Source organism: Microbacterium sp. H1-D42 (genome assembly GCF_022637555.1).
GTDB lineage: Bacteria > Actinomycetota > Actinomycetes > Actinomycetales > Microbacteriaceae > Microbacterium.
Genome location: NZ_CP093342.1, coordinates 1,436,488 through 1,447,914, shown reverse-complemented (window position 1 = coordinate 1,447,914; position 11,427 = coordinate 1,436,488). Strand labels below are relative to the sequence as shown.

General features: G+C 66.8%; 11 protein-coding genes. 6 read left to right on the top strand and 5 right to left on the bottom strand.

The window, feature by feature from the left end; genetic code table 11:
• The first annotated feature begins 48 nt into the window (after positions 1-48).
• On the top strand, positions 49-663 hold the full coding sequence (locus MNR00_RS06855) for a DUF4126 domain-containing protein (RefSeq protein WP_241928406.1): 615 nt from the start codon (positions 49-51) through the stop codon (positions 661-663).
• Here MNR00_RS06855 and MNR00_RS06850 read toward each other — a convergent pair.
• From MNR00_RS06850 to rpsA, 3 genes are all read right to left on the bottom strand, one after another.
• On the bottom strand, positions 636-1,451 hold the full coding sequence (locus tag MNR00_RS06850) for a GNAT family N-acetyltransferase (protein ID WP_347271928.1): 816 nt from the start codon (positions 1,449-1,451) through the stop codon (positions 636-638). The two genes, MNR00_RS06855 and MNR00_RS06850, sit on opposite strands and share 28 nt — an antisense overlap.
• Positions 1,424-2,026 carry a dephospho-CoA kinase gene (coaE, locus tag MNR00_RS06845; RefSeq protein ID WP_241928405.1) on the bottom strand — a complete coding sequence of 201 codons (603 nt, stop codon included), beginning with the start codon at positions 2,024-2,026 and terminating at the stop codon, positions 1,424-1,426. The genes MNR00_RS06850 and coaE overlap by 28 nt, the downstream gene beginning before the upstream one ends.
• A gap of 85 nt (positions 2,027-2,111) precedes the next feature.
• Positions 2,112-3,566: a 30S ribosomal protein S1 gene (rpsA, locus tag MNR00_RS06840; RefSeq protein ID WP_241928404.1), complete on the bottom strand. Its 1,455-nt coding sequence runs from the start codon at positions 3,564-3,566 to the stop codon at positions 2,112-2,114.
• Positions 3,567-3,746: 180 nt separating this feature from the next.
• On the opposite strand from rpsA, the gene MNR00_RS06835 reads away from it, so the two are divergent.
• Complete coding sequence (locus MNR00_RS06835; RefSeq protein WP_241928403.1) at positions 3,747-4,670, top strand: 5'-3' exonuclease; 924 nt, start codon at positions 3,747-3,749, stop codon at positions 4,668-4,670.
• 32 nt (positions 4,671-4,702) lie between these two features.
• Here the strand turns inward: MNR00_RS06835 and MNR00_RS06830 are convergent, their stop codons facing one another.
• Both MNR00_RS06830 and trpD read right to left on the bottom strand, forming a co-directional pair.
• Complete coding sequence (locus MNR00_RS06830; RefSeq protein ID WP_241928402.1) at positions 4,703-5,692, bottom strand: PHP domain-containing protein; 990 nt, start codon at positions 5,690-5,692, stop codon at positions 4,703-4,705.
• 23 nt (positions 5,693-5,715) lie between these two features.
• Positions 5,716-6,780 (bottom strand): anthranilate phosphoribosyltransferase, encoded by a 1,065-nt coding sequence (gene trpD / locus MNR00_RS06825; RefSeq protein ID WP_241928401.1) that lies wholly within the window; start codon positions 6,778-6,780, stop codon positions 5,716-5,718.
• Between the two features lie 307 nt (positions 6,781-7,087).
• Here trpD and MNR00_RS06820 point away from each other — a divergent pair, with 307 nt between their 5' ends.
• From MNR00_RS06820 to MNR00_RS06805, 4 genes are read left to right on the top strand one after another with little or no spacing between them, the layout of a single operon-like run.
• Positions 7,088-7,645: a heme-copper oxidase subunit III gene (locus MNR00_RS06820; protein ID WP_347271933.1), complete on the top strand. Its 558-nt coding sequence runs from the start codon at positions 7,088-7,090 to the stop codon at positions 7,643-7,645.
• Between the two features lie 20 nt (positions 7,646-7,665).
• Positions 7,666-8,499: a c-type cytochrome gene (locus MNR00_RS06815; protein WP_241928399.1), complete on the top strand. Its 834-nt coding sequence runs from the start codon at positions 7,666-7,668 to the stop codon at positions 8,497-8,499.
• Between the two features lie 36 nt (positions 8,500-8,535).
• Positions 8,536-9,612 carry a Rieske 2Fe-2S domain-containing protein gene (locus tag MNR00_RS06810; RefSeq protein ID WP_241928398.1) on the top strand — a complete coding sequence of 359 codons (1,077 nt, stop codon included), beginning with the start codon at positions 8,536-8,538 and terminating at the stop codon, positions 9,610-9,612.
• On the top strand, positions 9,609-11,423 hold the full coding sequence (locus tag MNR00_RS06805; RefSeq protein WP_241928397.1) for a cytochrome bc complex cytochrome b subunit: 1,815 nt from the start codon (positions 9,609-9,611) through the stop codon (positions 11,421-11,423). The genes MNR00_RS06810 and MNR00_RS06805 overlap by 4 nt, the downstream gene beginning before the upstream one ends.
• The last annotated feature ends 4 nt before the right edge of the window (positions 11,424-11,427 follow it).

Sequence of the window (11,427 nt, the reverse complement as noted above, 5' to 3'; positions counted from 1 at the left end):
CCCTCCAGCCTACGAGGGGTCACCGACGTTGCGCCCTAGAGTGAACGCGTGATCGAGTTCATCATCGGCAGCAGCCTCGCAGCATCGGCGGGCCTCAACGCCTGGATGCCGCTGTTCCTGCTCGGTCTCTCCGATCGACTGCTCCCCGCCGTCGTGCTGCCGGCCGGCTGGTCATGGCTCTCGAGCGACATCGCCCTGTGGATCATCGGCGCTCTGCTCGTGCTGGAGATCGTCGCGGACAAGATCCCCGCGCTGGACTCGATCAACGACGTGGTGCAGACGGTCATCCGTCCGGCGGCTGGCGGCATCGCCTTCGGCGCCGGCACCAGTGCGCAGACGGTCGCGGTCGACGATCCGTCCGCATTCTTCTCCGACCACACCTGGATCCCGATCGTCGTCGGCATCATCATCGCCCTGGTCGTGCACGTGGTGAAGGCCGCGGGTCGCGTGGCAGCGAACACCGTCAGCGGCGGCCTTGCGGCTCCCGTGCTCAGCACAGCAGAGGACGGCGCGTCCTTCGCGCTGGCCGCCGCGGCGATCATCCTCCCCGTCGTCGCCCTGCTGCTGCTCGTCGGCCTGGTCATCGCGGCGGTAGTCATGACCCGCCGGCGCGCACGGCGGCGCAGCGAGCGCTCTCAGCAGACCGGCGAGGTCCAGACGTAGGGAGTCGTCGTGGAGACCTTCACCAGTCCGGCCCGGGCCAGGATCGGGCGGGAGAACTCGGTGGAGTCGGACTGCAGGTAGGTCTTGCCGCCGGCGAGTGCCGCCATTGCGCGCTGCGCGGTGAGCGCCCGGTAGATGCCACGTCCCCGCCACTGCGGCAGGGTGGCACCACCCCACAGCCCGGCGAATTCCGTTCCGACGACGGGCTCGAGGCGTCCGGCGCTGACTACCTCGTCGTCGACGACCGCCGTCCACAGCTCCATGGATTCGTCCTCGGCGAGCCGCCGAATCATCTCGTCCGCGCGGGCGTGCCACTCGCGATGACCGAAGACGATGCCGTGCATCCGCTCCATGGCGATCACCTCGTCGTCTGAGCGTGCTCGGCGCAGCGTCACACCGTCCGGCAGGGCGACCTCCTGCACGAGCAGCGACGCCTCCCCGATCATGATCGATTCGGCATCCTCCGGAACGAATCCGCATGCGATCAGCGCGTCATGCAGTCCCGGTGCGTGGTCGTGGGCCCTGGTCTTCCATTCGATCGATCGGATGCCGGGAAGAGAGGCGAAATGCGCGAGTGCGGCGTCGACGAGGCCTCGGACGCCATCGGCATCGGCTCCGCCGAGATGCTGATAGCCGATGAAGCCCTGGCCACCGGGAAAGACCGCGACGCGGAGCGGCCCGAGCGACGCTGTGTCGTGCGCACCGGCGAGTTCCACGTCCCCTCGCAGCTGGCGGTCATAGGCGGCGAGATACTCGGCGATCATGCGGTGGCCGTCAGCGTTCGCCACAGCGCGTCGGTCTGCGCGACCGTCGCGTCGAGCGTGCCCGCCGTGTCGATGACCACATCGGCGATCTCGCGGCGCGCAGCATCCGACACCTGCGATGCGATGCGGGCGCGGGCGGCCTCGGCATCCATCCCCCGCAGCTCGACGAGCCGCTGCTGGCGCACCTCGGCCGGGGCGTCCGCCACGACGATGAGGTCCCAGGGGTCATCCGCACGCGCCTCGACCAGCAGCGGCACGTCGTACACGACGACGGCATTCGGATCGGCGGCGAAAGCGGCAGCGAACTGCCTGGCCGACTCCGCACGGACGGCGGGATGCACGATGCCGTTCAGCTGCTTCAGCGCGGCGTCATCGCCGAACACCCTGGTACCGAGTGCCGCGCGATCGAGCGCGCCGTCCTCGAGCAGCATCTGCGCGCCGAATGCGTCGGCGATGGCATCCAACACGGGCGATCCCGGCCCCTGCACATCGCGCACGATCTGATCGGCGTCGACGATGACGGCACCGAGCTCCGCGAGCCGGCGGGCGATGGTCGATTTGCCCGACGCGATGCCGCCGGTCAGTGCGATGAGTGGCATCCGCTCATTCTTCCATCCGGATGCGGAACGGGCCGCCACCCACCCGAAGGTGAGTGACGGCCCGTTCTCAGCGGTGAGCGCTGGATCAGCTGTTGCCGCCCGAGAGCTTCTCGCGCAGAGCCGCGAGAGCCTCGTCGTCAGCAAGCGTGCCGGCGCCGGAGTCGCTGGTGAAGGTCTGCGCAGCGGCGAAGTCGTCGCCGGCAGCAGCCTCTTCCTCGGCGGCCTTGAGGACAGCAGCCTTGTGAGCCTCCCAGCGAACCTGGGCGGCAGCGTACTCCTGCTCCCAAGCCTCGCGCTGAGTGTCGAAGCCGTCCTTCCACGCACCGGTCTCGGCGTCGAAGCCCTCCGGGTACTTGTACTCGCCGTTCTCGTCGTACTCGGCGAGCATGCCGTACAGGGCCGGGTCGAACTCGGTGCCGTGCGGGTCGACCGACTCGTTGGCCTGCTTGAGCGACAGCGAGATGCGACGACGCTCCAGGTCGATGTCGATGACCTTGACGAAGACCTCTTCGCCGACCGAAACGACCTGCTCAGCCAGCTCGACGTGCTTGCTGGAGAGCTCGGAGATGTGCACGAGGCCCTCGATGCCATCCGCAACACGGACGAACGCACCGAACGGAACGAGCTTGGTGACCTTGCCCGGTGCGATCTGGCCGATCGCGTGGGTGCGGGCAAAGACCTGCCACGGGTCCTCCTGCGTCGCCTTCAGCGACAGGGAGACGCGCTCGCGGTCCAGGTCCACCTCAAGGATCTCGACGGTGACCTCCTGGCCGACCTCGACGACCTCAGAGGCGTGCTCGATGTGCTTCCAGGACAGCTCGGAGACGTGCACGAGGCCGTCCACGCCACCCAGGTCGACGAACGCACCGAAGTTGACGATCGACGACACGACACCCTTGCGGACCTGACCCTTGTGAAGGTTGTTCAGGAACGTGGTGCGCGACTCCGACTGCGTCTGCTCGAGCAGCGCGCGGCGGCTGAGCACCACGTTGTTGCGGTTCTTGTCGAGCTCGAGGATCTTGGCCTCGATCTCCTGACCGAGGTACGGGGTGAGGTCGCGGACGCGGCGCAGCTCGATGAGCGATGCGGGCAGGAAGCCACGCAGGCCGATGTCGACGATGAGGCCACCCTTGACGACCTCGATGACGGTGCCGGTGACGACGCCGTCGTTCTCCTTGATCTTCTCGACGTCTCCCCAGGCGCGCTCGTACTGCGCACGCTTCTTGGAGAGGATCAGCCGGCCTTCCTTGTCCTCCTTCTGGAGAACGAGGGCCTCGACCTGGTCGCCGACGGCGACGACCTCGTTGGGGTCGACATCGTGCTTGATGGAGAGTTCACGGGAGGGGATGACACCCTCGGTCTTGAAACCGACGTCGAGCAGAACCTCATCGCGGTCGATCTTGACGATCGTCCCCTCGATGATGTCGCCGTCGTTGAAAGACTTGATGGTCAGTTCGACCGCGGCCAGGAAGTCCTCGGCAGATCCGATGTCGTTGATCGCGACCTGCTTGGTGGCCGGGGCGGTCGTTGCGCTAGTCATGTAGTGGGTTGTCCTTGTGAATGGATAGTCAGGCCCGAGGCTCGGCATGCCAGCATGGAGCTCGAAGCGGTTGGATGTTGGATTGCGATGTCACGCGGGCACGCGGGTGCCTGCCACAGGTGACACTTCAGATTATCAGAACCAGGGCGCGTCGCGCTCCCCCTGTTCTAGGCTGATCCCGTGACGGACCGACTGATGCTTCTCGACACCGCCTCGCTGTACTTCCGAGCCTTCTTCGGAGTGCCGGACAAGGTGAAGGCGCCGGACGGCACTTCGGTGAACGCCGTGCGTGGACTTCTCGACATCGTGGCGAAGCTCGTCACGCTGTATCAGCCGACTCAGGTGATCGCCTGCTGGGACGACGACTGGCGTCCGCAGTGGCGGGTCGATCTGATCCCGAGCTACAAGGCGCACCGCGTGGTCGAGGCCGTGCCGGCTGGACCCGACGTCGAAGAGGTGCCCGATCCGCTGGAGCAGCAGATCCCGCTGATCCGCGAGGCGCTCGGCGCGCTCGGCATCCCGATCATCGGCGTGGCCGAGCACGAGGCAGATGACGTCATCGGCACCCTGGCGACCAGATCGACGATCCCCGTCGACATCGTCACCGGCGACCGCGACCTCTTCCAGCTCGTCGACGACGCCCGCGACGTGCGCATCATCTACACGGCGCGCGGCATGAGCAATCTCGAGATCATCACCGACGCGACCCTCGTCGCGAAGTACGGCGTCCTGCCGTCGCAGTACGCGGACTTCGCGACGATGCGGGGCGATGCGTCAGACGGGCTGCCCGGAGTGAAGGGCGTCGGAGAGAAGAGCGCGGCGACGCTGCTGCAGACCTACGGCGACCTCGCCGGCATCCGCGCGGCGGTGGCCGACGGCGAGCTCAGCGCGTCAGCATCCGCCCGCTTCGAGGCAGCCGCCGGCTACCTCGACGTCGCGCCCACCGTGGTGCGCGTCGCGACCGCGCTCGAGATCGCAGCGCCGGGCACGCGACTGCGCCCCCTCGACCCGGCCGAGACAGATGCTGCCGAAGCCCTCGCAGAGAAGTGGAACCTCGGCGGTTCGATGACCCGCGCCCTCAGCGCCATAGCGTCCGTCAGCTGAACCGACTCAGCTGTCCACCCCAGCGGCCCTGCTCAGCCGGCAGCCCACGCCCGCAGCCGCTCCAGCCCCCACGTCGTCACGATGCGCTCAGCGGGCACGCCTGCGGCTTCGGCGCGCTGCGCGCCGTGGTCGAGGAGTGAGAGCTGCCCAGGGGCGTGCGCGTCCGAGTCGATCGAGAACAGGCATCCCTCTTCGAGCGCGATCGCGATCAGGTCGTCGGGCGGGTCCTGACGCTCAGGACGCGAGTTGATCTCCACGGCGACGCCGTGCTCGGCGCAGGCGGCGAACACCGCTCGCGCGTCGAACTCGGATTGCGGACGCGTCCCCCGCTCCCCCTGCACGAGCCGACCGGTGCAGTGCCCCAGCACGTTCACGTGCGGGTCCGCGACGGCCGCCAGCATCCGCCGCGTCATCGGCCCGGATTCCATGCGCAGCTTCGAGTGGACGGAGGCCACGACGATGTCGAGTTCGCCGAGCAGCTCCGGCGTCTGGTCGAGAGCGCCGTCTTCGAGGATGTCGACCTCGATGCCGGCGAGCACCGTCAGGCCGTAACCGGACTGCGCGCGCACCAGCGGAAGCTGCTCGCGCAGCCGCTCGGCCGAGAGACCGCGCGCCACCCGCAGGCGCGGGGAATGGTCGGTGATCGCCAGGTACTCGTGACCAAGCGCGCGGGCTGCCGCCACCATGGTCTCGATTGACGTCGTGCCGTCGGACCAATCGGTGTGACTGTGCAGGTCACCCCGCAGCTGCGCGCGCAGAGCGGAACGCAGCTCCGGCTCCACGACCCCGCGCAGCTCGACGAGGTAATCAGGAGTGTCGCCCCGCTGAGCCTGCCGGATCACCTCGAACGTGGATGCGCCGATCCCTTTCTGCGCCCGCAGCCTGGTCGGGTCGTCGCGCACGTCGGCAGGAAGGCCGGCGAGCACATCGGCCGCCTGCCGGAATGCCTTGGCGCGGTAGCGGGATGCGCGCTCGCGCTCCAGGAGCGTCGCGATCTCAAGAAGTGCTTCGACGGCATCCATCACTTGCTCCTGTCCGGCGCCGATCAGATCGGCTGCGACTCCCGCGTCACCGTGATCCACTCCTCGAGCTTCGCCGCAGCGCGACCGTCGTCCACGGCGGCCGCGGCACGCGCGTATCCGTCTCGCAGGCGCTCGACGATCGGCACCTGGGTGAGCGTCGAGTCGTGGGAGAGCTCGTAGGCGACGATCCCTGCGGCGGCGTTCAGCAGCACGATGTCCCTGACAGCTCCGGACTCACCCCCCAGCGTGCGACGCAGGATGGCCGCGTTGTGCTCCGGCGAACCGCCCAGCAGGTCAGACAGATCAGCCAGCGGGATGCCGATGTCGCGCGGATCCAGATCGTGCTCGTGGATGTCGCCGCGGGCGACCTCCCAGATCCTGCTGTGCCCCGTCGTGGTGAGCTCGTCCAGTCCGTCGTCGCCGCGGAAGACCAGCGCTGTGGCGCCGCGTGTGCGGAAGACGCCGGTGATCAGCGGCACCCGATCGATCTGGGCCACGCCGACGGCATTGGCCTCGGCGCGCGCCGGGTTGCACAGCGGACCGAGCATGTTGAAGACGGTCGGCACCGCGAGGGCCGCGCGAGCACCAGAGGCGTGCTTGAAGCCGGGGTGGAATGCCGCGGCCCACGCGAAGGTGATGCCGGTGCGTTCCAGAACGGATGCCACGCGCTGAGGGTCAAGGGAGATGTCAAGCCCGAGAGCCGCGAGCACGTCGGAGGCCCCAGAGGACGAACTCGCCGCCCTGTTGCCGTGCTTGACGACGGGAACGCCGATGGAGCCGACGATCACTGCCGCAGTCGTCGAGACGTTGACCGTGCCGACGCGGTCCCCGCCGGTGCCGACGATGTCGAGCACGTCGGACGACACGGGCAGCGGCACCGCCGCCTCGAGGATGGCATCACGGAAGCCGACCACCTCGTCGATCGTCTCGCCCTTCGCGCGCAGCGCGATCAGGAAGCCGGCCAGCTGGGCGTCGGACACCTTGCCCTGCATCACCTGGCGCATCGCCCACGTCGACTCCCACACACTGAGGTCGCGTCGCTGCAGCAGCGTGGTGAGCAGATCGGGCCAGGTGAGGGAGTCAGCCATGCCTGCGATCCTAACGGCGTGTGGAAAGTTGGCGTTTCGATATGACGCGACCGACGAGACGCGATGGTCTGGGGACTGGCGCGCCATCTGGGGATTCCCAGCTAAATCAGGCGGATTCGCAGGATCTTCTTAGGTTCCCCTAAGTGCTGGAACAGCGAAACAGGTCACCCAGGTGCAAGAATCGCGGCGAAGAATCGGCCATAATGGACGGGTGACCACCTCAGCGACGTATGCCCCGGCGGCAAGAACCATCAAGCGCCCCAATCCGGTCGCTGTCGGCACCATCGTGTGGCTCGGCAGTGAAGTGATGTTCTTCGCGGGACTCTTCGCGATCTACTTCACCCTGCGCAGCACCTCCCCCGCAATGTGGGCAGAGGAGACCGAACTCCTGAACGTGACGTTCGCCGCGGTGAACACCGCGATCCTCGTCGCATCGTCGTTCACATGCCAGATGGGCGTGTTCGCCGCAGAGGACCTGCAGCCGTACCGCATCGCCAAGGGCCAGCTGAACCTGGCCGGCCGCCGTCGCCTGTTCGGCTGGGGCATGGTCGAGTGGTTCTGGCTCACCTTCGCCCTCGGTGCGATCTTCGTCAGCGGCCAGGTCTGGGAGTACGCCCAGCTCGTCGCCGAGGGTCTGCCGATCAGCGCGAACTCCTACGCCTCGGCGTTCTACATCACCACCGGCTTCCACGCCCTGCACGTCACGGGTGGCCTCATCGCCTTCGTGCTCGTGATCGGGCGCGCGTACGCGGTCAAGAACTTCGGCCACAAGGAGGCGACCTCCTCGATCGTCGTGTCGTACTACTGGCACTTCGTCGACGTCGTCTGGGTGGCCCTGTTCTTCGTCATCTACTTCCTGAAATAAGAGCGGAGCGATTTTTCGAAATGGCACGAGAGAAGAAGCACCGCTCGCGCGGTCGTCGCAGCCCACTCGCCGCTGCTGCCCTGATCGGCGCCGGACTGCTGCTCACCGGAGGCGTCTACGCCGGTGCATCAGCAGCGATGGCATCCACCACCGACGCGCAGACCGCCGCATCGACTGAGCTGACCGTCGAAGACGGCCAGAAGCTGTTCACCGCGAACTGCGCCACCTGCCACGGCATGAACCTCGAGGGAACAGAGGAAGGCCCGAGCCTGATCGGCGTCGGCGAGCTGTCCGTCGAGTTCCAGCTGGCCACCGGCCGCATGCCACTGCAGATGCAGGGGCCGCAGGCTCCGCAGAAGCCGGCGCAGTTCACCGAGGCGCAGATCCGCGCGATGGCCGCCTACGTGCAGTCCGTCGCCCCTGGACCGGAATACCCCGAGGACTGGGTGACCGCCGGCGAGGCGAACCCGGAGAACGCCAAGGACGAGGTCGACATCGCCCACGGTGCGGAGCTGTTCCGCATCAACTGCGCCATGTGCCACAACGTCGCCGCCGCCGGTGGTGCGCTCACCGAGGGCAAGTACGCCCCCGCGCTGACCTCGACCAGCGCACTGCACATCTACGCGGCCATGGTCACCGGTCCGCAGAACATGCCCGTCTTCGGCGACATGAACCTCAGCACCGAGGACAAGCGCGATGTCATCGCCGCGCTCGTCTGGCAGCAGAACACCGTCCCGATCGGCGGCTTCACGCTCGGTTCGCTTGGGCCGGTCTCCGAGGGCCTGTTCATCTGGATCTTCGGAATCGGCGCGCTCGTCGCCCTCACCGTGTGGATCACGGCGAAGTCCAACTGACGCACTTTCATCGAAGAGTTACGTACGAGGAGCACCATGGCACACGACGACGACACGAAGGCTCTGGACAGGGCCTACCAGCCCTCACCGGGGCTGGGCGTCGCAGTCAGCGATCCTGCGCAGAATCCGGGTCTGCCCCAGCATCGTGAGCGGATGACCGACAAGGACCCGCGGATCGAGAAGACGGCGGAGCGCACGGTTTACACGCTCTTCTACCTGTCGCTCGCGGGCAGCATCTGGGCGGTCGCCGCCTACATGCTGTTCCCGATCGAGAGCGGACTGCCGATCGATATCCGGCAGAACAACATGTACATCGGCATCGGCATCGCCCTCGCGCTGCTGGCCATCGGCATCGGCGCGATCCACTGGTCGAAGGCTCTGATGTCCGACAAGGAGTACATCGAGTACCGTCACCCCACCCGTGGTCGCGACACGACGCGCGAGGCATCGATCCAGGCCTTCGCCGACGCCAACGAGGACTCCGGCTTCGGCCGTCGCAAGATGATCCGCAACTCGCTGATCGTCGCCGTCGTCGCCTCGGTCGTGCCCGGCATCACGCTGTTCCGCGGTCTCGCCCCGTTCAACACCCCCGAGAACCCCGTCGCCGGTGAGCCCGTCGTGCTGCTCAGCCACACGATGTGGGACAAGGGCATGCGCCTGGCCCGCGACCCGGAGGGCACGCCCATCCGCGCCGCCGATGTCACGGTCGGCTCGGCCTTCCACGTGATCCCTGAGCCCCTCAAGGAGCTCGGACACAGCGACGGCTACCTCGAGGAGAAGGCCAAGGCCATCGTCCTGCTGATGCGTCTGCGTCCAGAGCAGCTCAAGGAAGCCGAGGACCGCAAGGACTGGTCGTACGACGGCATCGTCGCTTACTCGAAGGTCTGCACGCACGTCGGATGCCCTGTTGCACTGTACGAGCAGCAGACCCACCACCTGCTGTGCCCGTGCCACCAGTCGCAGTTCGACGTGACCGAGCACGCCAAGGTCATCTTCGGCCCGGCTGCGCGTCCGCTGCCGCAGCTGCCCATCGCTGTCGACGACGAGGGCTACCTCGTCGCGCAGAGCGATTTCCACGAACCTGTCGGCCCGAGCTTCTGGGAGCGTCATTGAGTACCGCAACTCTTAAAGAGGACACCAAGCAGCAGAAGCCGCTCGGCGGACGCTTCATCGGAGCGACGGCGAACTACATCGACGAGCGCACCAGCCTCTCCGGCTTCGTGAAGGAGCTCGGTCGCAAGATCTTCCCCGACCACTGGTCGTTCATGCTGGGTGAGATCGCGCTGTGGAGCTTCGTGGCGGTGTTCCTGTCAGGAACCTTCCTCACGTTCTTCTTCCAGGCATCCATGGTTCCCACGCACTACACCGGTGCGTACGCGCCGATGCGCGGTGTGGAGATGTCGGCCGCTTTCGAGTCGGCTCTGACCATCTCGTGGGATGTCCGCGGTGGTCTCCTGGTTCGCCAGATCCACCACTGGGCAGCACTCGTCTTCATCGCCGGCATCGGCATCCACATGCTCCGCGTGTTCTTCACCGGCGCGTTCCGCAAGCCGCGCGAGCTGAACTGGGTGATCGGCTACGTGCTGTTCATCCTCGCTCTGGCCGAGGGCTTCACCGGCTACTCGCTCCCCGACGACCTGCTCTCGGGCAACGGCCTGCGCATCATCGACGGCATGATCAAGGGCCTCCCGCTGATCGGAACCTGGACATCGTTCCTGCTCTTCGGCGGTGAGTTCCCCGGCAACGACATCGTCGGCCGCCTGTACACGCTGCACATCCTGCTGCTGCCGCTGATCCTGATCGGCATGCTGGTGCTGCACCTGATGCTGATGGTCATCAACAAGCACACCCAGTTCGCCGGGCCCGCCCGCACGAACGACAACGTCGTCGGCTACCCGATGATGCCGGTGTACATGTCCAAGATGGGTGGCTTCTTCTTCATCGTCTTCGGCGTGATCGTGTTGATCGCCTCGTTCTTCCAGATCCTGCCGTTCTGGGAGTACGGTCCTTACGACCCATCACCCATCTCGGCCGGAACTCAGCCGGACTGGTACATCGGCTTCGCCGACGGTGCTCTGCGCCTGGCCCCGCCGCACATGGATGTCGTTTTCCTCGATCACACCTGGTCGTTCGGAATCCTGATCCCTGTGGCCGTCCTCGGTCTGTTCATCGTCGTCGTCGCGCTCTACCCCTTCATCGAGGCGTGGGTCACCGGCGACAAGCGCGAGCACCACATCGCCGACCGTCCGCGCAACGCCCCGACCCGCACCGCCATCGGCGCTGCCGGCGTCACCTTCTACGCCGTGCTGTGGGCAGCAGCGTCGTCCGACCTCATCGCGACGCACTTCATGCTCACGATGGAGGGCGTCATCCACGCTCTCCAGGCGCTGCTGTTCGTCGGTCCGGTGCTCGGGTACTTCATCACGAAGCGCATCTGCATCGCGCTGCAGAAGAAGGACCGCGAGATCGTGCTGCACGGCTACGAGTCCGGTCGCATCGTGCGGCTTCCCGGCGGCGAGTACGTCGAGGTTCACCAGCCGGTCGATGTGTACGACCGCTGGAAGCTCATCGATTACGAGGTCTACGAGCCGCTCGTGGTGCGTCCCAACGCCAAGGGCCGCATCTCGTGGACGCAGAACCTGCGCTCGGCGATGTCCCGCTGGTTCTTCGAGGACCGTCTGCTGCCGCTCACCCAGGCAGAGATCGACGAGGCCGATGCGCACCAGCAGCACACGCTGGCGCACAATGACGAGATCGAGGCCGAGGAGATCGCCGGTGCGCACCAGCGCGCAGGCGTCACCTCCGAGGACCAGATCGAGCCGGCCGATCCCAGCATCGGTGAGACGCCGAACACGCCGAGCTCTGTGATCGCCACGGAACCGGCAAAGCGTCCGCGCAAGAAGAAGTCTGAGGACGGCGAGTAACTCG

Bases quoted from the DNA above. Each gene is read 5' to 3' on its own strand.
- trpD (WP_241928401.1), bottom strand. From the start codon at position 6,780: ATGGCTGACTCCCTCACCTGGCCCGATCTGCTCACCACGCTGCTGCAG.
- MNR00_RS06820 (WP_347271933.1), top strand. From the start codon at position 7,088: ATGTTCTTCGCGGGACTCTTCGCGATCTACTTCACCCTGCGCAGCACC.
- rpsA (WP_241928404.1), bottom strand. From the start codon at position 3,566: ATGACTAGCGCAACGACCGCCCCGGCCACCAAGCAGGTCGCGATCAAC.
- coaE (WP_241928405.1), bottom strand. From the start codon at position 2,026: ATGCCACTCATCGCACTGACCGGCGGCATCGCGTCGGGCAAATCGACC.
- MNR00_RS06815 (WP_241928399.1), top strand. From the start codon at position 7,666: ATGGCACGAGAGAAGAAGCACCGCTCGCGCGGTCGTCGCAGCCCACTC.
- MNR00_RS06810 (WP_241928398.1), top strand. From the start codon at position 8,536: ATGGCACACGACGACGACACGAAGGCTCTGGACAGGGCCTACCAGCCC.
- MNR00_RS06830 (WP_241928402.1), bottom strand. From the start codon at position 5,692: ATGGATGCCGTCGAAGCACTTCTTGAGATCGCGACGCTCCTGGAGCGC.